The following is a 23,031-nucleotide window of genomic DNA, read 5'->3' as shown; positions in this document are numbered from 1 at the left end:
CTGCGGTCAGCGTCGTTTTACCATGGTCAACGTGGCCAATCGTGCCGATGTTGACGTGCGGTTTTGTACGCTCAAACTTTTCCTTTGCCATTCCTCAGGCGCCCTTTTGTGCTTTGGGGGACCCTTGGTCCCGTGGTTACATCTGCGCGCGCGAGATATTTGGTTCAGGGGGGAAAATCAAGCACATCCTGAGCGAAATACGCCAATCATGCCGGATTTTGCGTGACCTCAACGGACTCGAGTGGCTGGATCAGGCCTGGTCGCTTGTCGAACCACCCTTTCTCAAGGTGTTCTTCGGCCAGCCATTCCTCGACGCGGTCCGCAACTTTCAGGGCCAGACCGCTCATTTGTTCTTCCTTGGTGCGCTCGTGCCCTGACCCTTTCAAAGCACTTCCACCCGTTGTGTCTTCCAGCACCTGAAACTGCTTTCCTTTGGCCAGGAACTCTTTTTTCTTAACGTCATAGACATTGACCAACACAATCGCGGTGCTTTTGGGATTGTAGATTACGGGAATGCCGGGCGGGGCCAGCATATAGCCTTCCAGACTGATGCCGATGTCGTATTCCTGTGCCCCTTCATAGCGTCCCAGCCGAATGTCGACCGCATTCTGAATCGCCGCGGTCCATTCGTCCGGGGTGGCGTCTCGGCTGACCGGTCCCTGAACGGCCTTATCAGCGAAAGCGTAGTTGACGCGCAGCTTGAATTCCCCCAACGACTCGGGCTCTTCGTACAACTGCGTCTGCGTGCAAGCGCCCATCAGGGCCAATCCGGTGATCAAGGTCAGAATGCGCAACATGGTCTCGTCTCGATAGGCCTGTTTTTCTTTGATCTAGCGCACCGATGCGGCTTGTGCCAACCCGTATCGGCAGATTTCCACTTTTGCGATCACGAGAACTTGTAATCCCGCGGGAAACCGTAGGGTGGCTTTTTCCCAACGCTGGCGCGTTTCGACAGCCATTGGGACATGTCAGCCTCGTGCCGGGTTTTGTCGCCGCCCATGGACCATTTCAGGCCCTCTTCCCAGTTGAAGGTGGTGATGTCGGACAACCCGCCATCCAGCTCCAGCGTACCCTGCCGCCCGCGCGCCATGTTGTATTTCTGCAAGCGCACACCTTTGCCACGGGTCATCTCGGGCAGTTCTTCTGTTGGGAACACGAGGAATTTGCCGTTCTGAGACACGACCGCCACGTGATCTCCTGCGACTGGCTTGCAGATCATCGCCGTCTCGTCGCCTTTTACATTCAATACCTGTTTGCCGTTGCGGGTCTGTGCCAGCACGTCATCCTCGGGCACCATGAACCCGTTTCCTGCATCCGAGGCCACCAGCAGCTTACGCCCCGGCTTGTGGATCAGGATATCGATGATCTGCGCCTCGTTCGGCAGATCAACCATCAGGCGCAGCGGTTCGCCCATGCCCCGTCCACCGGGCAGGTTAGCGGCGCTGACCGTGTAGAATCGCCCATTCGAGGCAAACACCAGCAGGCGATCCGTGGTTTCCGCGTGGAAGATGAAGCGCGGGCCATCGCCGTCTTTGAACTTCAATTCACGCTTCAGGTCGATATGGCCTGTCATGGCGCGAATCCAGCCCATCTGAGAGCAGACGACTGTGATCGGCTCCTTGTCGATCATCGCCTCAAGCGGCACTTCTTCGACTTGTCCGGCCTCGGCGAACTGCGTGCGACGTGCGCCGCCTTCGTAGTCTTTGCCGAAGGTCTTCTTGGTCTCTTTCAGCTGCTCGGCAATCTTGGCCCATTGCAGGGCGGGATCGGCCAGCAGGTCTTCGAGGTTGGCGCGTTCCAGCATCAACTCGTCACGTTCACGCACAAGTTCCATCTCTTCCAGACGGCGCAAGCTGCGCAGGCGCATGTTCAGGATGGCGTCGACCTGAACCTCGGACAGTTCGCCCTCACCCGGCTTGGGCGTGACGTAATCAGACTCGTCGGTGGCACGGACATGATCGATGCCCCAATCCTCGCGCATCAGCGCGGCTTTGGGGTCGTCGTCATAGCGGATGATGTCGATCACACGATCAAGATTCAGGAAAGCAACGATAAAGCCCTCCAACACCTCCAACCGATGGTCGATCTTCGCCATGCGGTGACGCGAGCGGCGGATCAACACCTCTTGTCTGTGATCGAGGAAGGCGCGCAGCACTTCCTTCATCGAGCAAACCTTGGGCGTGACGCCGTCGATCAGCACGTTCATGTTCAGACTGAACCGCACCTCAAGGTCCGAGTTGCGATAGAGCATGCCCATCAGCACCTCGGGGTCCACGTTCTTGGAGCGCGGTTCAAGGATCAACCGGATGTCATCGGCGGATTCGTCGCGCACATCGGCGAGAATCGGGATTTTCTTGGTCTGGATCAGCTCTGCGATCTTTTCGATCAGCTTGGATTTCTGAACCTGATACGGAATCTCGGTGACGATGATCTGCCACTGGCCGCGCCCCAGATCTTCGACCTCGTATTTGCAACGCAACCGGAACGAACCGCGCCCGGTGCGATAGGCCTGCGCGATGTTCTCGGGCGGCTCGACAATGACGCCTCCGGTCGGGAAGTCCGGGCCGGGGACGTAGTTCAGCAGCGTATCGTCGCGGGCATCCGGTGTCTTGATCAGATGCAGACAGGCATCGCAAAGTTCGGCAATGTTGTGCGGCGGAATGTTCGTCGCCATACCCACAGCGATACCGCTGGCACCATTGGCCAACAGGTTCGGGAATTGCGCGGGCAGCACGACCGGTTCGGTCAGGGTGCCGTCATAGTTGTCGCGGAAATCAACGGCGTCTTCGTTCAACCCCTCAAGCAGCGCTTCGGCAACGATAGTCATCCGCGCCTCGGTGTATCGCGAGGCCGCCGGGTTATCGCCGTCGATATTGCCGAAGTTCCCCTGCCCGTCGACCAGCGGGTAACGGACGTTGAAGTCCTGGGCCAATCTCGCCATCGCGTCGTAGATCGCGGCATCGCCGTGGGGGTGATAGTTACCCATCACATCGCCCGAGATCTTGGCAGACTTCCGAAAACCTCCGGTTGCACTGAGTCGCAGTTCCCTCATCGCATAGAGGATTCGCCGGTGAACCGGCTTCAGCCCGTCGCGCGCGTCGGGCAAGGCGCGATGCATGATGGTGGAGAGCGCATAGGTCAGATAGCGTTCACCAATCGCGCGGCGTAGCGGCTCGGCCACCTCGCCCCCACCTTCGGGGGCCTCCATGTTGGGGTCATCGATCGTATCGTTCATATATGATGTGATACGACGCAAGCGCGTCTTGGTAAAGCAAGCAGCGGATATTTTGCTGGGGACAAGTCGCGCTTTTTGCAACAGGGGGAGGCAGCTGATTGTTTTCCCCCATCTTTCGACTCAGCTCCACTATTATGCTACCATTCCAACAATTGAATAATTGCTGCCTGTATTTTTGTTACGATTACCTTGGGGGACGGCCACTATGCGCCTGATACTTGTTACTTTTGCCGCTCTCGGCTGGACCTTTTACGTGATGAGCGGAGGTCCCGACTTTGAACCGCGCGGAGTGCGCGAAGCCAAACCTGAACGCGTTGCTGTTGCACCAAAACCTGCCGTCCCGGTGGTTAAACCTGCGCCAGTTGAAAACCTTGTCACACAAGCGGCCATCAAATCTGAACCTGTGGTGCCGATGACTGCCGAAGTGGTGGAAGTGACTGCCGAACCTGTCGCCGAGCTGGGCGAAGAAGAAACCAAAGCGCTGCTGTCGCAGGTTGCTGCCGGTCTTAAGGCAAACCCATCGTTGTTCAGCGACGAGAACGTAACTCTTACCTTGGCATCGCTGGAACAAGGCGTCGCCTCGATTGAACAAGTCACCACAGATGCCGAACTGCCAACAGTGGACCTTTCGGCAACCGTTGAAACACCCAAGGACATTCGCGAGATTTCGGGCACCCGTGTCAACATGCGAGACGGCCCCGGAACCATCTACCCGATCATTGGCAAGGCCCGGCTTGGCCAACAAGTCGAAGTGCTGAGCGAATCGGGCACAGGCTGGCTGCGCCTGCGCGTGTTGCCGGGGCAACAGGTTGGGTGGATTTCCGCATCACTGGTCCGGAAAACAACAAACTGACGCCAGAGTGTCATTGCCCTGCCGCAAACACCGCCATAGCTATTGGCGGGGTAGATGTGCGGAAGGCTTATGCAGAAATCGATTCTAATTACGGGATGCTCTTCGGGCATCGGCCTGGACGCGGCACACGGAATGCGTGCACGCGGCTGGCGCGTCTTTGCATCTTGCCGCCAGCAGCGCGATTGTGATCGACTGCGCGCACAAGGTTTTGACAGCCCAAGAATCGACTATACCGATCACCAGAGCATTTCGTCAGGATTGTCATCCATACTTGAAGCGACGGGCGGTACTTTGGATGCTTTGTTCAACAACGGCGCCCACGGCTTGCCAGGAGCGGTCGAAGACGTACCGACCGACGGATTGCGCCATATCTTTGAAACCAATGTCTTCGGATGGCACGAACTGACGCGCCAGGTGATTCCCGTTATGCGGGAACAAGGTCACGGCCGAATTGTTCAATGTTCTTCGGTTCTGGGCCTTGTCGCCTTTCCCTGGAGAGGCGCTTATGTTGCCACCAAATATGCCATTGAGGGCCTGACCGATACGATGCGGTTGGAATTGCGCGACACCGGCATCCATGTGGTTCTGATTGAACCCGGACCCATCACGTCGAAGCTACGGGAAAAGGCGATTCCGATGTTCGAAAAGTACATCGACTGGGAAAACTCGGCCCTTCGGTCAAAATACGAAGCTTCTTTGCTGAAACGTCTGTATGAAAGCAGCGGGCCGGACAAATTCGAGTTACCGGCCTCTGCGGTGACAAACAAACTGGCCCACGCGGTCGAAGCGCGACGCCCCAAACCGCGTTATTATGTGACAACACCGACCTATGTGGCCGGCGTGCTGCGGCGGATTTTACCCACAAAAGCCACTGACCGGATCCTCTCAGATATCTGAGGCGAAATTTCCCGTTCGCTTTTTGACCTGTCAACGCTAGATGGGTCATAATCGAAAAAACCGGACGGTGACTTGAAATGGACCTTTTGATGGTCGTACTGCTTTTGGCTATGGCGGCGGTTGTCGTTGTGCTGACCTTGGGCATTGCGAATTTCGGCAAAGGCGGCATGGAAGCCGCAAAGAAAAGCAACAAGATGATGCGGCTGCGTATCCTCTTTCAGTTCATTGCCGTGGTGCTGATCGTTCTATTCGTCTATCTGCGCGGACAAGGGGTGCAATAAATGGTCGTTCTCAACAAGATTTACACACGCACGGGCGACGACGGCAAAACGGCCTTGGGCAATGGTGAACGCGTGGCCAAATACGCGGGCCGTGTTGCGGCGTATGGCACGGTAGATGAATTGAACGCCTTTGTCGGTGTAGCCAGAAGCGAAGCCGAAGGTGAAACGGACGCGGCACTATCGCGCATTCAGAATGACCTGTTCGACCTGGGTGCAGATTTCTGCCGCCCGGACATGGACAAGGACGCCGAGGCCGACTACCCGCCACTGCGGATCGTGCCGTCTCAGATCGATCGGCTCGAGGCCGAAATCGATGCTATGAACGAACATCTCGAACCGCTGCGCAGCTTCATCCTGCCGGGCGGATCGCGTCTGGCTGCACATTTGCACGTTTGTCGTACAGTGTCGCGCCGCGCAGAACGGCTGGCAGTCGAATTGACAAATATGGAGCCGGTTAACGACGTTGCGGTCAAATACCTCAACCGCCTGAGCGACTGGTTCTTTGTCGCCGCACGTTGCGCAAATAACAACGGCAAAGATGACGTTTTGTGGGTTCCTGGCGCGAACCGCTGATCCCGAATTGCAGAGGATTCAGGTGGCATCGCCCGCCCCTCTGCGAAAAAAACCGCAAAACGCGACGTCCCGACGCCATGACGTGACGATTTTGCTCTGTTGTGCCACTGCCGCAGGCGCTATCTAGTCCGTCGAGAGCATTGGTGGAGTCGCCACAGCGGCTTGCCGTTTTTTTGAGGAGCATACGCAAAAATGAAGGTACTGGTGCCTGTCAAGCGCGTGATTGACTACAACGTTAAGGTCCGCGTGAAAGCGGATGGGAGCGGTGTTGATCTCGCCAATGTGAAAATGTCGATGAACCCGTTCGACGAGATTGCGGTTGAAGAAGCAATTCGTCTGAAAGAAGCGGGTAAAGCCGACGAAGTTGTTGCCGTTTCGATCGGCGTCAAGCAAGCACAGGAAACACTGCGCACCGCGCTGGCGATGGGCGCAGACCGCGCAATCCTGGTTGTGGCCGCTGATGACGTGCACACCGACATCGAACCGCTGGCTGTTGCCAAGATCCTGGCCAAAGTGGTTGAGGAAGAGCAGCCGGGCATCGTTCTGGCGGGCAAGCAGGCGATCGACAACGACATGAACGCCACCGGTCAGATGCTGTCGGCTCTGCTGGGCTGGTCGCAAGGCACCTTCGCGTCCGAGCTGGACATCGAAGGCGACAGCGCCAAGATCACCCGTGAGGTGGATGGCGGTCTGCAGACCATCAGCGTCAAGATGCCGACCATCGTCACTGTTGACCTGCGCCTGAACGAGCCGCGCTATGCGTCGCTGCCGAACATCATGAAGGCGAAGAAAAAGCCGCTGGATGAAAAAACCGCCGCTGATTACGGCGTCGACGTCACCCCGCGTCTGGAGATTGTCAAAACTGACGAGCCGCCGGCACGTGCTGCGGGTATCGTCGTGGGCTCAGTCGATGAGCTGGTCGAGAAACTCAAAGAAGCGGGGGCTGTGTAATGGCTGTACTTCTGCTGGCTGAAGTCAACAATGGTGAGCTGTCGATGGACGCCACCGCCAAGGCCGTCAACGCCGCGAAAGCTCTGGGCGATGTGACCGTTCTGGCTGCAGGTGGGTCCGCCGCCGCTGCCGGTGAGGCCGCCGCCAAGATCGACGGTGTGTCCAAGGTTCTGGTCGCCGAGGATGCCTCGCTGGGCCACCGCCTGGCGGAATCGACTGCGGCGCTGATCGTGTCGCTAGCCGATGGCTACGAGCACATCGTGGCCCCTGCGACCACCGACGCCAAGAACGTGATGCCGCGCGTAGCCGCGCTGCTGGACGTCATGGTAATCTCGGATGCGTCCGGTGTAGTTGACGGCTCGACTTTTGAGCGTCCGATCTATGCGGGCAATGCGATTCAGACCGTGAAATCCAACGACGCCAAGAAGGTTGTCACCCTGCGGACCGCGTCCTTCGACGCGGCGGGTGAAGGCGGTTCGGCCCCGGTCGAAACTATCTCGGTCCCGGCCTCTGAAGGTCTGTCGTCGTGGGTCGAGGACAAGGTTGCCGAAAGCGACCGTCCTGAACTGACCTCGGCTGGCGTTGTTGTCTCGGGCGGCCGTGGCGTCGGCTCGGAAGAGGACTTCAAACTGATCGAAACTCTGGCCGACAAGCTGGGCGCGGCTGTTGGCGCGTCGCGCGCCGCTGTTGACTCGGGCTATGCCCCGAACGACTGGCAGGTGGGTCAGACCGGTAAGGTTGTTGCCCCCGATCTGTATGTCGCTGTCGGCATTTCGGGCGCAATCCAGCACTTGGCTGGTATGAAAGACTCGAAGGTCATCGTTGCGATCAACAAAGACGAAGAAGCGCCGATCTTCCAGGTCGCTGACTTCGGCCTGGTCGCCGACCTGTTCCAGGCAGTGCCGGAACTGACCGAAAAACTTGGCTAATCAATTAGCTCTGTTTTTGACAAACGATAGTTGAAGGCCCGCCCAATGGCGGGTCTTTTTATTGCAGGTCGCGCAATACTGGAAGCAGGTGACCAGCAATTTCTCTGTGCGCGGAAGGACCAATCATATGCTCAGCCATCGGCTGTTGCAGCGTACCAAACAACACGTCTTCCAATGCACCTGACTGCGCTGTCACGCAAACCGAGCATTCGACAACGCTGGCACAGAGGGGTCGAAGCTGCTGGATCAAAGCAGCGTCCGGCAAGACAGAATCGCCTTGTGTCCCTTTCCCTCCGCGCACATGCAGCCAAAGCAGGATGACTTGCGGTTCAATCTGACGTAACAAATGGGACGTCGTGCGCACCCAAGCATCTCGCAGCTCTTGTTCAATTGCGGTGAAGCGTTCGTCTTGTGCTGCGCGGAGCCTGTTTAACAAATGCCTCACAAAATGAATCTCGGTGAAATCAACTTCGGGATAAAGCTGTAGCAGGTCCCGAGAAGGTTCCAAAAACCGATCATTCCGGCGCGGATGAACCCGGTAGAAGCGGTTCGACTGGTATGCCAAATCGGGTGTTTGAAAAACGCATACTTCTGCCTCATTTATTAGGTTCAACAACGCCCGATCACCCAGGAAGGCTTCGGCACTGCAAAAGAGGCTGCCGAAATTGATGCAGGACTGCCCCAATTGTTCGGCAAGCGCAGCTGGAAACGGTTGATCCACAAAACGACCAAAGGTCTCTTCTCCACCCAGGCACGCCACAAAAGGGGTGTTCAGATCACCGGCCGGACCGCGGAACCAAAGTTTTGAACCCTTGTACTGGCAAACGGAGTCCCCGCTTCTGTTTGTTTCATGAAAGCTCATATCAAGCCCCCCATTTTCTCACCCAGTTGCCATCTTGCGGCCTCAAGTGTTGAGAAAACCCTAATGCGCGCATTTGAAGCAAAATTGACAGGTTCGATCCCCTTGCCGCCTGCCCCGCTCTGCCGATACTGTCGCGATAACCTTCAGGGCAAAGGCAGCTGAGCATGGAAATAAAATCGATCGGAGTGATTGGCGCGGGTCAGATGGGCAACGGGATTGCCCATGTTCTGGCATTGGCAGAATACGAAGTCTTGCTGAATGATGTCAGTCAAGACGCGCTCAACAACGCCGTGTCAGTTATCGAAGGCAACATGGCGCGCCAAGCCTCTCGCGGTAAGATCAGCGACCAGGATATGCAGGGTGCATTGAAACGTATTACGACAACGCTTGAACTGCCGCGTCTAGGCCAAACCGATCTGGTCATCGAAGCCGCGACCGAGCGGGAAACGATCAAGCAGGCAATCTTTGAGGACCTGCAGCCGCATCTGCTGCCACATACGATTTTGACCTCCAACACGTCATCCATTTCGATCACACGTCTGGCCAGCCGCACTGACCGGCCAGAGCGGTTCATGGGGTTTCATTTCATGAACCCGGTACCGGTCATGCAACTGGTCGAACTGATCCGGGGCATCGCCACAGACGAAGAGACATTCAGCGCTTGCAAGGCTGTTGTCGACCGCCTCGGCAAAACGGCTGCAAGTGCCGAAGATTTCCCTGCCTTCATCGTCAACCGCATTTTGATGCCGATGATCAACGAGGCTGTTTATACCCTGTATGAAGGGGTCGGCAGCGTTCAATCCATCGACCAGTCGATGAAGCTGGGCGCGAATCATCCGATGGGACCACTGGAACTGGCCGACTTCATTGGGCTGGACACCTGCCTGGCGATCATGAACGTCTTGCACGACGGTCTGGCAGACACCAAGTACCGCCCCTGCCCACTGTTGACGAAATATGTCGAGGCTGGCTGGCTGGGTCGCAAGACCGAGCGTGGGTTTTACGACTATCGCGGAGAGGTTCCGGTTCCGACACGATAAAGGGGCCAGCCCCCTCGCCCGAATTTCATCCGGGCTCACCCCCGAGGTGCTTTCAGCCAGATGAAGAAGCGGATCAGGCTTTGTTAGATTGGCCCAAGGACATTGTGCGATCCCTTAGCCAAGCCATGAAGCCGCGCGGGTCACGTTCGAGCAATTCCATGTCTTCATCGCTGATCGCCTCGCCGATAACCGGCGATTGCGGTTTATTGCAGGACCGCACGATCTCATGCAGCAGCAAACCCTGGCGCAGGATCGGCGACAGTTTATTGGCAATCTGGTACCAGCGCGAATTGCTACCCGGGAAGAAAATCGGCAGCACCTGCGCGCCCGAGCGACGGATCATTTTGGCGGTGAACACGTTCCACTCCCGCTCAATGGCGGGACCAAACCAGTCATCCGAAGACATGACGACGCCCGAAGGGAACAAGGCCACCACACCGCCATTCTTCAAGTGCTCCATCGCCTTGCCGCGCATCTCCAGCATCTTGGCCTGCGCCTCGGGGTCGTGCGGGAAAGGCACCGGGATCATGAAGGACGTCGCGGCCTCATCCAGCCCGGTCAGAACCGAACGGGTCAGAATGCGGTAATCGCTGCGCACCCGTCCAATCAGTTCAGCCAAAATCATGCCGTCGACCATACCGTGCGGATGGTTGGCGACAACTACGACGGGGCCGGTTTTGGGAATACGGGCAATTTGTTCCTGTGGTGTGGTCAGGTCGATTCCCATAGTTGTGAGGGCACCACCCCAGAACCGCTGGCCGCGGTAGTATTCGTTCTTTTTTTCGAATTTGTTGACCATGCGCAAAATGGTCAGCTTACCTGTGCACCACTCAATCGCCCGAATGGCGGTCGAGGTCCAGGCATCGTCAAACGAGTTCGCATAGGTCAGGGTTCTACGGTCGTAGATTTCGCCCTCATCTGCGGTCCCATCCACCACCGGGCTTGTCTTGGTCTCGTGCGTCGTTTCCGCCAATTCCTGGTCTTCCCGTTTTCATGTCGCGGCGGGGCGGATTAGAACCCCTCTCCGAACTTGTCATTCACAAGCGCTTCCAGAGCTTCCGCCAATGCCTCAGCATCCGGCCCGGACGTCTCGACGTCAATAGTTGTTCCGCGCGAGGCTGCCAACATCAAAAGACCCATAATGCTGTCACCTGAGGCAGAAAGTCCGTCTTTAGACACTTCAGCATGGGCATCGAACCCTTCCACGACCTCGACCAGCTTAGCCGAGGCGCGGGCGTGCAGGCCCTTTTCATTAATGATTTTAAAGCTTCGGTTGGTCATGGTCGTCAATCCGGTCTTATTCCAATGTCACATTTTGTGCATTTATGTATTTCCGTCCAGCCTCCATCGCCTGACGCACGGCGTCGCCGATGGGCAGGTGGCGGCTTTTGGCCAATTTTATCAGCATAGGAAGGTTGGCGCCGTAAAGAATGCGTCGATCCTGAGGCGCACAGGCCCTTAGGCTGAGATTCGACGGACTTCCGCCGAACAGATCGGTGACAACAACAACACCATCGCCCATGTCTACACTGTCCGCAGCCTGACAGATCTCAGCCTGTTTGGCGTCACGGTCGTGTTCAGCTTCGATTGCAATGGCCACCAGACCGGGTTGCGGCCCAACGACATGCTGTGTGGCGGCCAGGTATTCCTGAGCCAACCCCCCATGCGCAACGATCACAATTCCGATCAATCCGACCTCACATTCAACGTCCGGCGTTCCATTTCGCGATGCCTAATTGCCACTTGCTGGCCACCTTCGGCAAGGGCCTTTGCCACGGCTTCGGCCATTGCAACAGAGCGGTGTTGCCCCCCGGTACACCCAAAGGCCACAGACAGGTGCGCTTTACCTTCGGCCCGAAATGCAGGCAACAAAAGATCTAGCAGATCCATGACACGTTCAAAAAACGGCAAATAGGTCGTGTCCGATTGCACATAGTGCGCGACATCCGGGTGTCGACCATCCGCTGCACGCAGCTCAGGGCGCCAGTAGGGATTGGCAAGGAACCGGCAGTCGAACACCATATCCAAACCGCGCGGCAACCCGCGTTTATACGAGAAGGATTCGATCGAAACCGCAAGGTGCCGCCCGCCCTTGGGTGCAAACCAGGTTTCAACCTCTTCACGCAACTGATGCACGTTCAAAAGGCTGGTGTCGATCAGCGTATCGGCAATCTCGCGGATCGGGGCCAGAAGTTCTTTTTCACGCCGGATGCCAGTTTCCGGGCTTGCATCTCTTGCGACTGGGTGGCGGCGACGGGTTTCCGAAAACCGACGCAGCAGAACGTCATCACTGCAATCCAGATACAGAACCGTCAGATCCACTTGCGCCATGCGACCCAGTTTTTCGGCCAACTCGATAAACCCGATGGTCGAAAAATCCCGATTGCGGGCATCAACGCCCAGCGCCATCGGACGCTCGCTATCGGCACTATCGAGCAGGCGCAGCAACAACCCCATAGGCAGGTTATCAATTGCCTCGAAGCCAAGATCTTCCAGTACGTGGATCGCGGTGGACCGGCCTGCGCCTGATGGGCCTGTGACCAATACGATCCGCCGTTGTGAAGTCATGTGTTCGGCCATTCTGCGTTTGCACGCCCATTTTTAAGCAACTGCATTAATGCTGCTGCCAAATTGGGGACGCCAGCGCCTCGAAGCAAGGGAACAGTTTGCCTCAGGACTTGAGCGGTGATTTGTTCGGGAAACCGTGCGGGCTCGTTCTGTGCCATATCCACGACATAACTCACCGGAGCTGACTCGACCGTCTGGGTTTTGAGAAGGCCGATGTGGCGTGCTTCGATCAAGCCGCGCAGGTGTGGAACGGCGGACGCAATGACCCGCTCTTCGACCATTTCAAGGATCACGCGATCATCTGCAACCAAGTCTGCCCCAAAGGCCATCATCCGCAAGGCCAACCCGGATTTACCCGTGCCAGATGCACCTATGATCAACACGCCACGCCCTTCAACCGAAACACAAGAGGCGTGAACGCACGCCTTGTCCATGTTTTTGGCGTCTGACAGCAAATTGGTTTGCATCGGTTAAACGGGCAGCCCCACCACGAAACGCGCCCCCAGAGGATCCGAGGTGATGTCGGCCTCGGTCGGACGTATGTTTTCGGCCCAGATCACACCCCCATGGGCCTCGACAATCTGCTTTGAGATCGCAAGACCAAGGCCCGAGTTATTGCCGAAGTGCTCGGCCGGGCGCTGCGAGTAGAAGCGCTTGAACACTTTGGTCAGCGCCTGTTCGGGAATGCCGGGACCTGTATCCTCAACAACGACCAAAACGCGATTGTCGCGCTGACGAACCCAGACGCGGATGGCATCGCTTTCCTCGCAGAAGGAAATGGCGTTGGTGATGAGGTTGACGAAAACCTGCGCCAGTCGGGCTTCGAGCCCATTGATGACAATCGGTTCAGATGGAAGGTCAGTGATGTAGTCGATGCCTTTGGAGCGTGCATCCTCACCCAAGTATTGGCCCAGATTGCCCAGCAGCTTGAGAAGGTCAAAGGGTTGCTCTTCTTCTTTGACCAGTTCCGCGTCAAGACGCGAGGCGTTCGAGATATCGCTGACCAGACGGTCCAGACGCCGGACGTCATGTTCAATCACATCCAGCAACTTGTCGCGCTGATCTTCTCGTTTGACCATACGCAGGGTGCCAACGGCAGATTGCAGGCTGGCCAAGGGGTTTTTGATTTCATGGGCCACGTCAGCGGCGAACTGTTCATTCGCGTCGATCCGATTGTAGAGCGCAGTCACCATACCCCGCAGCGCACGGCTGAGCCGCCCAATTTCGTCCGGGCGCGCGCTAAGATCCGGAATGCGGATACGACCGGGGTTGACCCCCGTACCGCGGTCCTTGCCCATTTCAGCCGCCGCCGCCAGATCAGCCAAAGGGTTGGCGATGGTCGAGGCCAGCACGAGGCTGAGACCTACGGAAACCAGAAGGGCCACCACAAACATCTGAAGAATGCGTTCCTGTTCGCGGCGGGCCAGCGCGTCGATTTCCCCTGCCGGCCCGGTGATGGCAACCGCACCGGCCGGGTTATCCGCATACAGGATTGGTGCGGCCGCAACGATCACCGTGTCCCCCGCGCTGTCTTGCACCGCTTGGACCTGCACTTGACCTTCCAGAGCTTGCGGAATAATCGCCTGAACACGTTGTGCCAGCGTCGGAGATTCCGTCTTGGTCGACCAGTTGAACAGGTTGGACAGGCCAATCCACACCGCATTCAGCGTATCGCTGATGACAGTGCTGCCAGTTTGCACTTCGGACTCCGAACGAAGAAGCACCGGCATGTCAGAGATTTGTGGCGCGCCACGCGTCCAACCGATCAGAGTGCCACTTGCGTCATAGACAAAGACTTCGCCGCCTTCGGGCAGTGTGAGTCCTGAAAGCGTATCCTTGACGTCCAAGTTGCCAGCATTTTGCGCCGTGCTCTGCGCGCCCTGTCGCAACTGAGTTTCAAAAACGTTGCTGACCAACTGCGCGTCGCCCAGCAGATTGCGCGCGGTTTGCTGCACCTTTTCTTTGCGCGAATCGTCCAGATACAGCAGGCCGGTGACCAGAATCACCAAGGCGATCAGATTGAACGTGATGATTTTGCGAGCCAAAGGCGATCCGCGCAGAGAAAACAGGTTCCTCCGGGAACGTTTTTCCCTCAGCTCGGCAGAATCGGGATCCTGGGGGATGACCCAGTCATCCCCAAGAACGACGTCACCGTCGCGCAGTTCTCTGGCTTCTTCGGTGTCGCGCACGAGAGCCCATTACCTCTTACAGGCGTCGCGCCTATTCTTCGTTGTACCGGTAACCGATACCATACAGGGTTTCGATCGCCGAGAACTCGGGGTCGGCTGCGCGCATTTTCTTGCGTAGGCGTTTAATGTGGCTGTCGATTGTCCTGTCGTCCACATAAACTTGATCATCGTAAGCCACATCCATCAGCTGATCACGGCTTTTGACAAAGCCCGGTCGCTGGGCAAGCGCTTGTAACAACAAGAACTCTGTCACGGTCAGGGACACGTCATTCCCTTTCCAGCTTACGGCATGGCGCAAAGGATCCATCCGTAGGTCACCGCGTTCCATAACCTTGGTGTCACTACTGTTGGCGGCCACTGCATCGCCGCTTGTTGCCTCTTGCCGGCGCAGCAACGCACGGATGCGTTCCACCAGCAACCGCTGCGAGAACGGCTTTTTTACATAGTCATCTGCGCCCATACGCAGACCAAGAACCTCGTCGATCTCGTCATCTTTCGAGGTCAGGAAGATCACTGGCATCTGCGTTTTCTGACGCAACCGCTGCAGCAGATCCATGCCATCCATCCGAGGCATTTTTATATCGAGCACAGCCATATCCGGCAGCTTTTTGTTGAACGCATCCAACGCGGCTTGGCCATCATTATAAGTTTCAACCTCGAAACCTTCGGCTTCAAGGGTCATGGATACGGACGTCAGAATGTTTCTATCGTCATCCACCAGTGCAATCTTTGACATCGGGCTCACCCCTATTCCTGCTCACTCGCGCAATAATTCGCTTATTTGTAAGGCATTGTTGGCGGTTTTAAGACGCCGAATCAATCCGTAACCTCGAATCGTGCCTTTGTTGCGGCAGGTCTGCGGCATATTTGCCTTTATGCCCGCAAAAATCTGCCCTCTTTTCGAACATTGAATTTGTGGTGGCGCTAAACTCGGACTTGGTTGCGCTAACTGCGTCAACCCGCCTGTTCATGCCCCAAATGACCGTGATAAGACGCGCCCAGCCGCCGGTTTGCCCGGCTCACTGCCCCAATGGCGCTAACGGTCAAAGCCCACGCGCCGCCACAGGAGAAGACACACATGACATCTGGACGGGTTAACCCGCAATTCCGCCTCGAAAATCAGGGCATCGAGGGTCTGGGCAATGTCTATTACAACTTCATGGAACCGGCGCTGATCGAAGAGGCACTGAAGCGCGGCGAAGGCACACTTGGCAACGGTGGCGCGTTTCTGGTCACCACCGGCAAGTTCACCGGTCGCTCGCCCAAGGACAAGCACGTCGTCAAAACCGACAGTGTCGCCGACACCATCTGGTGGGAAAACAACGCCGAAATGAGCCCCGAAGGCTTTGACGCGCTGTACGAAGACATGCTGGCCCATATGAAAGGCCGCGACTACTTCGTGCAGGATCTCGTCGGCGGTGCTGACCCCGCATACGCAATCAAAGTGCGCATGGTCACCGAGCTGGCCTGGCACAATCTTTTCATACGCCACTTGCTGCGTCGTCCGGATCGCGAGGATCTGGATGACTTCACAGCCGACTTCACCATTATCAACTGCCCCAGCTTCCAAGCGGATCCTGCCAAGCACGGCTGCCGTAGTGAAACGGTGATTGCGCTGAATTTTGATCGTAAGCTGATTCTGATCGGTGGCACCGAATACGCAGGTGAGAACAAGAAATCCGTCTTTACACTGCTGAACTACATGTTGCCGGAAAAAGGTGTGATGCCGATGCATTGCTCGGCCAACCATGCCGTTGGCAACCCGGTTGATACCGCAGTATTCTTCGGGCTGTCAGGCACCGGCAAAACGACTTTGTCGGCTGACCCGGCCCGCGTTCTGATCGGAGACGACGAACACGGCTGGTCGGATCGCGGCACCTTCAACTTCGAAGGCGGCTGTTATGCCAAGACAATCAACCTCAACGCCGAGGCCGAGCCGGAAATCTACGCGACCACCAGTAAATTCGGCACCGTCATCGAGAACATGGTTTTCGACCCCGAGACCAAAGAGCTGGATTTCGACGACGATTCACTGACTGCCAACATGCGCTGCGCGTATCCGTTGGAGTATATCTCGAACGCATCCAGCAGCGCTTTGGGCGGTCACCCAAAGAACATCATCATGCTGACCTGTGATGCCTTTGGTGTTCTGCCTCCGATCGCGCGGCTGACCCCGGCACAGGCGATGTATCATTTCCTCTCGGGCTTCACCTCGAAGGTTGCGGGAACCGAGCGTGGCGTGACTGAGCCGCAACCCACGTTCTCGACCTGCTTTGGCGCACCGTTCATGCCGCGCCGTCCGGAAGAATACGGTAATCTGTTGCGGGACAAGATCGCCCAGCATGGCGCGACCTGTTGGTTGGTGAACACCGGCTGGACCGGTGGCGCTTATGGCGTAGGCAGTCGGATGCCGATCAAGGCGACCCGCGCGTTGCTGACGGCGGCTCTGGACGGTTCACTGCGCGATGCTGAGTTCCGTAAAGACGCCAATTTCGGCTTTGACGTACCGGTTTCCGTACCTGGTGTCGCCGAGGTGCTATTGGACCCACGACGCACTTGGGACGATCAGGCCGCGTTCGACAAACAAGCCGAGAAACTGGTTCAAATGTTTGCCGAAAACTTCGAGCAATACCTGCCATTCATCGACGATGACATCAAAGCCGTTGCGATAGGCTAACGAGGTGCTGGATAAAGAAACAAGGGGCCTGCGGGCCCCTTGTTTGTTTTAGGCAAACACGAGTTCAATCTACCCTTAGTTGTATGTCACAAAAAGCACATACAAGTGCGTTGTTTCAAATTGCGATCTGGGTTACCTGTTAGTCTCAATGAGACGAAAAAGCCCGGCACATCAGCGCCGGGCATTGACTGAAAGGACTTTGTGGCAGCTCAAAAGCGTACACTCACATCGCGGGATTGAGCAACCTAATCAGGCACCTAGTCTATTTAAATGGGGATGAGTGTCAACATGGGACTCGCTGGGTATTCTTAGGACCAGTGTGGCTCAAATGGTCGCAGACAGACGACAGTTGGCTCAGGAAATTGCAGGAAAAACATGACGGAAATCTCGAAACTCACCGAACTTCGCAAATTGATGCAAAGCATGGAGCGGACCCTTGGTCTGGAAAAACTATCTCCGGTTGAGCGCGACATCTATTACGCAGCGGAAGAACTGTCAAAATCTGATAAAGAAGTACGTACATTCGGTTTGATCGAGCATACCTTGGTTCAAAGCGTTTCGCGCCCGACCTTTTTCCGCGCACTGAAGTCGCTGGTTCAAAAAGGATACCTTTCGCAAAGCGGCAGCGCCAATCGGGGGCGGTATATCGTTAATGCACCCAGATGACGCCTGTACAACACGCACGGCCCGATAATGTCCGTGCGCGCTTGGGCAATTGATACGTTCGCGGCCTCGTCGGCCTATGTGGTGGCGTCATTCCTGACATTCGCCTTTCTGATGCCTCTTCAGAATATGTACTTCCCGGAATATCCAAGCCGGGCGAGCCTTCTGTTTCTGCCTCATGGCGTGCGGGTCCTTTCTGCGTGGCTATTAGGGTGGCGGGCGATCTTTGCCTTGTTGCCGGGCGTATTCATCGTCTTTGCTTACTTGGGGGGAACTGACGTTTTCCTGCCCAGCCGCCTATTGGCCATTGCCATAGCGGTCACAACCGTTCCTGCAGTGTTCTATCTGTTAAAAACCATCGGATGGGACCTGTTCCCGCGGCCCGACCGCAAACCCTGCTGGGCCTGCGTCATGGGTGTGGGCATCATCACGTCTTTCCTAGTCTCGGGCCTGACCAATCTGGCTTTCGGCAGTGCAACCGTCGAATATATTGCCTTTTTGATCGGGGATATCTCGGGCTTGTTCTTCCTGATGCTGGGACTTTATTTCGCGTTCCGTTTTGCCGACAAACGACGTGGCTGAGACATCACCCCATCAATCCGCGCCGCAGCAGGTTTAATCCAGCCACCAACAACACAAACAGGGTCGCCTTGCGAAAGCTGGCCTGATCGATTCGGTCCTGCAGCCTGGTGCCAACCCACATCCCCACCAAGGCAGGAAGGATCAGGATAGCGGAAAACGGAAGCGTTTCTGCCCGCAAGATGCCTGACCCCAAATGTGCGGCCAACAGAAGTACCGCGCCAAGCCCATAAATTACGCCCTGAATGCGGATCTGTTCCTTTTTTGGCGTGTTCAAAGCCATCAGATAAGCAACAGTTGGCGGCCCCCAAACACCGGACATTCCGCCAGCAAAACCCGCCACACCGCCCACAGCAGCCTCTATGCGGGCGGATGGCTGGTTCAATACCAGCTGAACCCCCAAAACCTGAAACAAACAAAAAACCGAAACCAGACCACCGATCAAAAGCAACGAAACCGAACTGGGGACCATGGTGACAAGCTGCGCGCTGAGAACCAACATCAGGCCCCCGACGATCAGAAATACCCGAAAGTGCAGGATCGAAGAATAAGCGGCCGCTGCGCCTCCGCGCAAAGCTTGAAGCCCGTTTGTCACAAGAGTCGGCAGGATAAGCCCGGCCAGGGTCAACTCGGGGGTCAGGAACGAATTCAGCCCTGACACCATGACCATGGGCATGGCGAAACCAACAATGCCCTTAATCCATCCGGCAGCAAAAGCTACTGCCATGGCAAGTATCAGTTCTTGCGGAGAAAGAATGGAAAACAGGGTCATGCCCCCTAGATACCATCTGGGAATTCTTCTGCATTGCAAAAATAATCCGGTAATTTTTGAACTTTTTCGTAGCGTAATAAGTATTTTTGTTGCGCTGCACGTGCAGCATGATATGACCAGACGACCGAGGAAAGGACGCGATTCATGGCCCACGACGGACAGGATATGACCGAAATGACAACCGCTGCAGTTTTGCCCGATCTTCTGGATTTGACCCGGACCGCCGTGCCCGCGGTAGAAGCTGTCGTTGAAAAGGCCCGCGAGTCCGTGCGCTCTATGGTCACTTCAGATGGTCGCGTCTCTGGTGCTCTGATCGAGGCGAACCAGACAGCGGCGCACGGTCTGGCCTGGCTGGCTACCTACACGCAGTCGCTGCAGCAAATGCAACGCTGGGCCGAGGCCCTGCAAGCCGAAGGAAAATTTGGCGAGGTTGAACAACTGCTGCACCAGATCGCGTTTGGCGAATATCTGCATCAAGTCGCCGGTGGCATTCCAATGAACCAGGGCGAAGTCGTACGCCTTCAGGATATGGGGCTGGGCTGGGACGCGCTGTCGGGCTTTCAATCGACCGAAGTTCAGACCCTGATGGCGCAGGCCAATTCTCAGGCTGCACGCAGCCGTCTGGTAGAATTGATGCAAGACCAGGCTGGCGCCACCATGTTCGGTGCCTCTGGTCTGGACGAAGAACTTGAGATGATCCGCGACCAATTCCGCCGCTATGCGCAGGAAAAGGTCGAACCGCATGCCCATGAATGGCACCTCAAGGATGAATTGATCCCGTTGGAGGTCATCGAAGAACTGGCGGAAATGGGCGTTTTTGGCCTGACCATCCCCGAGGAATTCGGCGGGTTCGGCCTATCCAAAGCCTCGATGTGCGTGGTGTCCGAAGAACTGTCGCGTGGCTATATCGGTGTCGGTTCGTTGGGTACACGATCCGAAATTGCGGCCGAGCTGATCATTGCGGGCGGTACGGAAGAGCAAAAGGCAAACTGGTTGCCAAAACTGGCCAGCGCCGAGATCCTGCCCACCGCCGTGTTTACCGAGCCCAACACCGGCTCGGACCTTGGTAGCCTGCGCACGCGCGCTGTGAAGGATGAAAACGGCGATTATCAGATCACCGGCAATAAAACCTGGATCACACACGCGGCACGCACTCATGTGATGACTCTGCTGGCGCGAACAAACCCCGACAGCACCGACCACCGCGGCCTGTCGATGTTCCTGGCCGAAAAGACCCCGGGCACCGACGAGAACCCATTCCCCACCCCCGGTATGACTGGTGGCGAGATCGAAGTTCTGGGTTATCGCGGAATGAAAGAATACGAGCTGGGCTTTGATGGCTTCCACGTCAAAGGTGAGAACCTGCTGGGTGGCGAAGAAGGCAAAGGTTTCAAGCAGTTGATGGAAACCTTCGAATCTGCCCGCATCCAAACCGCGGCTCGTGCGATCGGTGTGGCGCAAAGCGCCTTGGACATCGCGATGCAATACGCGATCGATCGCAAACAATTCGGCAAGTCTTTGATCAACTTCCCTCGTGTGTCTGGCAAGCTGGCGATGATGGCGGTCGAAATCATGATTGCACGTCAGCTGACCTATTTCAGCGCATGGGAGAAAGACCACGGTCAGCGCTGTGACCTTGAAGCCGGAATGGCCAAGCTGCTGGGCGCCCGTGTGGCCTGGGCCGCAGCCGACAACGGGCTGCAGATTCATGGCGGCAACGGTTTTGCACTGGAATACAAGATCAGTCGCGTTCTGTGTGACGCGCGCATTCTGAATATTTTCGAAGGGGCTGCTGAAATTCAAGCGCAGGTCATCGCACGCCGGCTGCTTGGCTAACGGTTTACAGCACCCCGTTTCCCCAACTGACCCGGCCACTGTGCCGGGTCTTTTTCTTTAGTTGGGCGGCTTTGCAGGCGCCACTGTCCACAATTCTTCTGTGAGGAAAAAGAAATGCATCCGGCACACCCCCGCGCATAGGTCCTTAACTAGGCAAACTTCCCCTTTGCATCCGCTTTGATCCCCGATAGAGCACCGAGCGAAACCAATCCCGTCCGAGTGAGGGTGAGCATAAAATGACTCGACGATTCTTTGCGCTTTTGTCGACCCTTGCAGCACTTGTATTGGGTGGTTGCACAGTCAGTCAGCCGACCGCCACCCAAAGCGACATCGACGCGTTGACACAAGCCATCCAGTCGCTCGGGCCACAGGTCGATCCCGTCGAAGCGAAACAGGCTGCCACAATCTCCTACACCTATTCTCTGCAGTTGGCGCGGGAATGGAACATCACGGATCCAGCCATCATCCACAACGCCAAGATCGCCAACGGCTTTCGTGAGTTTGGCCTTTGCAATGACTGGGCGCAGGCCATGACCACGCGTCTGCGGCAGGAAAACTTCAACACGCTTGATTTACATTGGATCACGTCTCCGCCTACGCAGTTTCGGATCATCCATCATTCGGCGTCGATCAGCGCCAAAGGGGATTCGATGGATAAAGGCATCATCCTGGACCCGTGGCGCAACAGCGGTGCATTGTATTGGGCACAGGTGCGTGAAGACACAAAGTACAACTGGAGGCCCCGCCTTGAGGTGCGGGAGGAATTGCTGAGCGGCGCTATCCCCTATTGAGGTTTGCCAATTACACTTAATTGGTTAAGACCCTATGATGACCCGCCTGATCTTTACGTTGCCCCTGCTCGCCTTGTTCCAATGCGAAAAGGATGAAACCGTCGCTGCCTATGGCGCGGCGGATCAAACATGGATCCTGCAAGAAATCGATGGGCAGCCTTATGAAGCCAGCGCGTTGCTCCGGTTTCCCGAGGAAGGGAAAATCGACGGAAACGCCCCCTGCAACAGTTACAACGGCACGCTGAATGCGCCCTACCCGTGGTTTGAGATCCAAGACCTGAGGGCAACGCGGGCCGCTTGTTCCGGGCTTGAAGCCGAAGGTATCTATTTTGCCGCCCTGATGGCCATGACCCAGTCCGAAGTATCGGGCAACGTGCTGATCCTACGCAATGAGGCGGGGCACGAGATGGTTTTCACAGCCGTCGAGTGACCTGATCCACAAACCGCGCCCTTGCTTCGGGCAGAGGATTGTGCCCAAGCGACGGTGCAACACGGTTTTCCAGGAAATAGCCGGTTGTGCGCAGGGCTTCTGCGACCTCAAGATCCGGTGCCGTGCCCTCGCCCCTTAGGCAGGGAGGCAGCGGCAAAAGCTTGTCTGCCCACTTCCCGGCTCCATTTGCGCTCACAGCGCGGCCCGTTTTGGGTGACACGTAAACCAACTCTTCGGTTGAACCGGTCGCGGCGCAGACCGTCAGATCAAGGCCAAAACCCAGTTCGTCCAGCAACGCCAATTCCCATCGCAGATATGCCAATGGCCAGATCTCATCCTGACCCAGCAGGTCCATCAACTGTTCCGTCCTCGCGTAAAGCGCCGGATGTGGTTCCCGTTCAGGCAGACAAAACGACAATAGCGCAACAACCGTATTGAGCCCGGACAAGGCCAGCCGTCCTGAAAACGCCGCCGCCGCACGGGACCGCAGAGGTTCGACCTGAAAGGTGCCGATATGTTCTTCCAAACGAGCTCGCCATAACACGTCCAGTTGCGCGCCAGGTTGCAGGATGGGCGCGATCTTGCGACTGGTTCCGCCGCGCACCACACCGGCGTGACGCCCGTGCGCCTCGGTGAAGACCTCGATTATCGCCGCGGTTTCACCATGGCGTCGAGAAGTCAGGAGTATGCCGTGATCGCGCCAGTCCAAAATTTCGACCTTACCTCTGGTTAAGTTGGACCGCAGAAAATCCCAAGCGGGACAGCCACGCAAGAGTTGAAACTCTTCTAACTCTCTTCAGAAAGAGGTTCTTTTTCCGCAACCGCCATAGTTTTGTGACTTCGCGCCAGACGGCTTGCGCTTGATCGCCCATCCCCCACTTGCAGTTCAAACAGAAGGGGCCGCG

26 protein-coding genes are annotated in these 23,031 nt (G+C 56.7%); 13 read left to right on the top strand and 13 right to left on the bottom strand.

Translation table 11 applies throughout. The features are described 5' to 3' along the window. The 3 genes from ACR0EV_RS21855 to parC all read right to left on the bottom strand — a co-directional run. Positions 1-91, bottom strand: a 91-nt coding sequence (locus tag ACR0EV_RS21855; RefSeq protein WP_215675807.1) for a GTP-binding protein, incomplete at its 3' end; no start/stop codon positions are given. A 115-nt stretch (positions 92-206) separates the two neighbouring features. Then, complete coding sequence (locus ACR0EV_RS21850; RefSeq protein ID WP_480802022.1) at positions 207-797, bottom strand: hypothetical protein; 591 nt, start codon at positions 795-797, stop codon at positions 207-209. Between the two features lie 89 nt (positions 798-886). Further along, a complete protein-coding gene (gene parC, locus ACR0EV_RS21845) occupies positions 887-3,235 on the bottom strand; it encodes a DNA topoisomerase IV subunit A (protein WP_480802021.1) in 2,349 nt (782 codons plus the stop codon). Between the two features lie 205 nt (positions 3,236-3,440). Between parC and ACR0EV_RS21840 the strand changes: the two genes are divergently transcribed. The 6 genes from ACR0EV_RS21840 to ACR0EV_RS21815 all read left to right on the top strand — a co-directional run bounded on the left by ACR0EV_RS21840 (position 3,441) and on the right by ACR0EV_RS21815 (position 7,719). Beyond that, positions 3,441-4,088, top strand: coding sequence for an SH3 domain-containing protein (locus ACR0EV_RS21840; protein ID WP_480802020.1), 648 nt, complete (start codon positions 3,441-3,443; stop codon positions 4,086-4,088). A gap of 69 nt (positions 4,089-4,157) precedes the next feature. Continuing rightward, positions 4,158-4,985 carry an SDR family NAD(P)-dependent oxidoreductase gene (locus tag ACR0EV_RS21835; RefSeq protein WP_480802019.1) on the top strand — a complete coding sequence of 276 codons (828 nt, stop codon included), beginning with the start codon at positions 4,158-4,160 and terminating at the stop codon, positions 4,983-4,985. Positions 4,986-5,062: 77 nt separating this feature from the next. After that, entirely contained in the window at positions 5,063-5,266 is a 204-nt protein-coding gene (locus tag ACR0EV_RS21830) for a twin transmembrane helix small protein (protein WP_480802018.1), read from the top strand. Beyond that, on the top strand, positions 5,267-5,839 hold the full coding sequence (locus tag ACR0EV_RS21825; RefSeq protein ID WP_480802017.1) for a cob(I)yrinic acid a,c-diamide adenosyltransferase: 573 nt from the start codon (positions 5,267-5,269) through the stop codon (positions 5,837-5,839). A 192-nt stretch (positions 5,840-6,031) separates the two neighbouring features. Continuing rightward, the gene (locus ACR0EV_RS21820; RefSeq protein WP_171096053.1) at positions 6,032-6,790 is read left to right on the top strand and encodes an electron transfer flavoprotein subunit beta/FixA family protein; all 759 of its coding nucleotides are present in this window, start codon (positions 6,032-6,034) and stop codon (positions 6,788-6,790) included. After that, complete coding sequence (locus ACR0EV_RS21815) at positions 6,790-7,719, top strand: electron transfer flavoprotein subunit alpha/FixB family protein (protein WP_171096056.1); 930 nt, start codon at positions 6,790-6,792, stop codon at positions 7,717-7,719. The genes ACR0EV_RS21820 and ACR0EV_RS21815 overlap by 1 nt, the downstream gene beginning before the upstream one ends. A gap of 58 nt (positions 7,720-7,777) precedes the next feature. On the opposite strand, the gene ACR0EV_RS21810 is transcribed toward ACR0EV_RS21815, so the two are convergent. Then, positions 7,778-8,581: a DUF6473 family protein gene (locus ACR0EV_RS21810; protein ID WP_480802016.1), complete on the bottom strand. Its 804-nt coding sequence runs from the start codon at positions 8,579-8,581 to the stop codon at positions 7,778-7,780. Positions 8,582-8,745: 164 nt separating this feature from the next. On the opposite strand from ACR0EV_RS21810, the gene ACR0EV_RS21805 reads away from it, so the two are divergent. Continuing rightward, complete coding sequence (locus tag ACR0EV_RS21805) at positions 8,746-9,621, top strand: 3-hydroxybutyryl-CoA dehydrogenase (protein WP_480802015.1); 876 nt, start codon at positions 8,746-8,748, stop codon at positions 9,619-9,621. A gap of 73 nt (positions 9,622-9,694) precedes the next feature. Here ACR0EV_RS21805 and ACR0EV_RS21800 read toward each other — a convergent pair whose 3' ends face one another. Genes ACR0EV_RS21800 through ACR0EV_RS21770 form a run of 7 tightly spaced genes read right to left on the bottom strand, consistent with a single transcriptional unit; the run spans position 9,695 to position 15,114 of the window. Further along, a complete protein-coding gene (locus ACR0EV_RS21800; RefSeq protein ID WP_480802014.1) occupies positions 9,695-10,594 on the bottom strand; it encodes a lysophospholipid acyltransferase family protein in 900 nt (299 codons plus the stop codon). Positions 10,595-10,632: 38 nt separating this feature from the next. Continuing rightward, a complete protein-coding gene (locus ACR0EV_RS21795; protein WP_480802013.1) occupies positions 10,633-10,902 on the bottom strand; it encodes an HPr family phosphocarrier protein in 270 nt (89 codons plus the stop codon). 16 nt (positions 10,903-10,918) lie between these two features. Further along, entirely contained in the window at positions 10,919-11,311 is a 393-nt protein-coding gene (locus ACR0EV_RS21790) for a PTS sugar transporter subunit IIA (RefSeq protein WP_480802012.1), read from the bottom strand. Continuing rightward, positions 11,308-12,189, bottom strand: coding sequence for an RNase adapter RapZ (gene rapZ, locus ACR0EV_RS21785; RefSeq protein ID WP_480802011.1), 882 nt, complete (start codon positions 12,187-12,189; stop codon positions 11,308-11,310). The genes ACR0EV_RS21790 and rapZ overlap by 4 nt, the downstream gene beginning before the upstream one ends. Further along, a complete protein-coding gene (locus ACR0EV_RS21780; protein WP_480802010.1) occupies positions 12,186-12,656 on the bottom strand; it encodes an HPr kinase/phosphorylase in 471 nt (156 codons plus the stop codon). Before ACR0EV_RS21780 ends, rapZ begins: the two co-directional genes overlap by 4 nt. A 3-nt stretch (positions 12,657-12,659) precedes the next feature. Continuing rightward, positions 12,660-14,378, bottom strand: coding sequence for an ATP-binding protein (locus ACR0EV_RS21775; protein ID WP_480802009.1), 1,719 nt, complete (start codon positions 14,376-14,378; stop codon positions 12,660-12,662). A 31-nt stretch (positions 14,379-14,409) separates the two neighbouring features. Further along, positions 14,410-15,114: a response regulator transcription factor gene (locus ACR0EV_RS21770; protein ID WP_171096072.1), complete on the bottom strand. Its 705-nt coding sequence runs from the start codon at positions 15,112-15,114 to the stop codon at positions 14,410-14,412. Positions 15,115-15,456: 342 nt separating this feature from the next. Here ACR0EV_RS21770 and ACR0EV_RS21765 point away from each other — a divergent pair, with 342 nt between their 5' ends. The 3 genes from ACR0EV_RS21765 (at position 15,457) to ACR0EV_RS21755 (ending at position 18,300) form a co-directional block, all read left to right on the top strand. After that, positions 15,457-17,055, top strand: coding sequence for a phosphoenolpyruvate carboxykinase (locus ACR0EV_RS21765; protein WP_480802008.1), 1,599 nt, complete (start codon positions 15,457-15,459; stop codon positions 17,053-17,055). 375 nt (positions 17,056-17,430) lie between these two features. Further along, the gene (locus ACR0EV_RS21760) at positions 17,431-17,721 is read left to right on the top strand and encodes a hypothetical protein (protein WP_480802007.1); all 291 of its coding nucleotides are present in this window, start codon (positions 17,431-17,433) and stop codon (positions 17,719-17,721) included. A gap of 27 nt (positions 17,722-17,748) precedes the next feature. Then, a complete protein-coding gene (locus tag ACR0EV_RS21755; protein WP_480802006.1) occupies positions 17,749-18,300 on the top strand; it encodes a hypothetical protein in 552 nt (183 codons plus the stop codon). A 4-nt stretch (positions 18,301-18,304) separates the two neighbouring features. On the opposite strand, the gene ACR0EV_RS21750 is transcribed toward ACR0EV_RS21755, so the two are convergent. Then, positions 18,305-19,069 carry a sulfite exporter TauE/SafE family protein gene (locus ACR0EV_RS21750; protein WP_480802005.1) on the bottom strand — a complete coding sequence of 255 codons (765 nt, stop codon included), beginning with the start codon at positions 19,067-19,069 and terminating at the stop codon, positions 18,305-18,307. Between the two features lie 144 nt (positions 19,070-19,213). Here ACR0EV_RS21750 and ACR0EV_RS21745 point away from each other — a divergent pair, with 144 nt between their 5' ends. The 3 genes from ACR0EV_RS21745 to ACR0EV_RS21735 all read left to right on the top strand — a co-directional run bounded on the left by ACR0EV_RS21745 (position 19,214) and on the right by ACR0EV_RS21735 (position 22,126). Beyond that, positions 19,214-20,905: an acyl-CoA dehydrogenase family protein gene (locus ACR0EV_RS21745; RefSeq protein WP_480802004.1), complete on the top strand. Its 1,692-nt coding sequence runs from the start codon at positions 19,214-19,216 to the stop codon at positions 20,903-20,905. Positions 20,906-21,141: 236 nt separating this feature from the next. Further along, positions 21,142-21,696 (top strand): hypothetical protein, encoded by a 555-nt coding sequence (locus ACR0EV_RS21740; protein ID WP_480802003.1) that lies wholly within the window; start codon positions 21,142-21,144, stop codon positions 21,694-21,696. 37 nt (positions 21,697-21,733) lie between these two features. After that, on the top strand, positions 21,734-22,126 hold the full coding sequence (locus ACR0EV_RS21735) for an META domain-containing protein (protein WP_480802002.1): 393 nt from the start codon (positions 21,734-21,736) through the stop codon (positions 22,124-22,126). Here the strand turns inward: ACR0EV_RS21735 and recO are convergent. Further along, positions 22,110-22,835: a DNA repair protein RecO gene (gene recO, locus ACR0EV_RS21730; protein ID WP_480802001.1), complete on the bottom strand. Its 726-nt coding sequence runs from the start codon at positions 22,833-22,835 to the stop codon at positions 22,110-22,112. The genes ACR0EV_RS21735 and recO overlap by 17 nt on opposite strands. Positions 22,836-23,031: the final 196 nt, after the last annotated feature.

It is taken from the genome of Ruegeria sp. CF8 (genome assembly GCF_056537285.1).
This window is presented reverse-complemented; position numbering and strand designations above follow the sequence as displayed.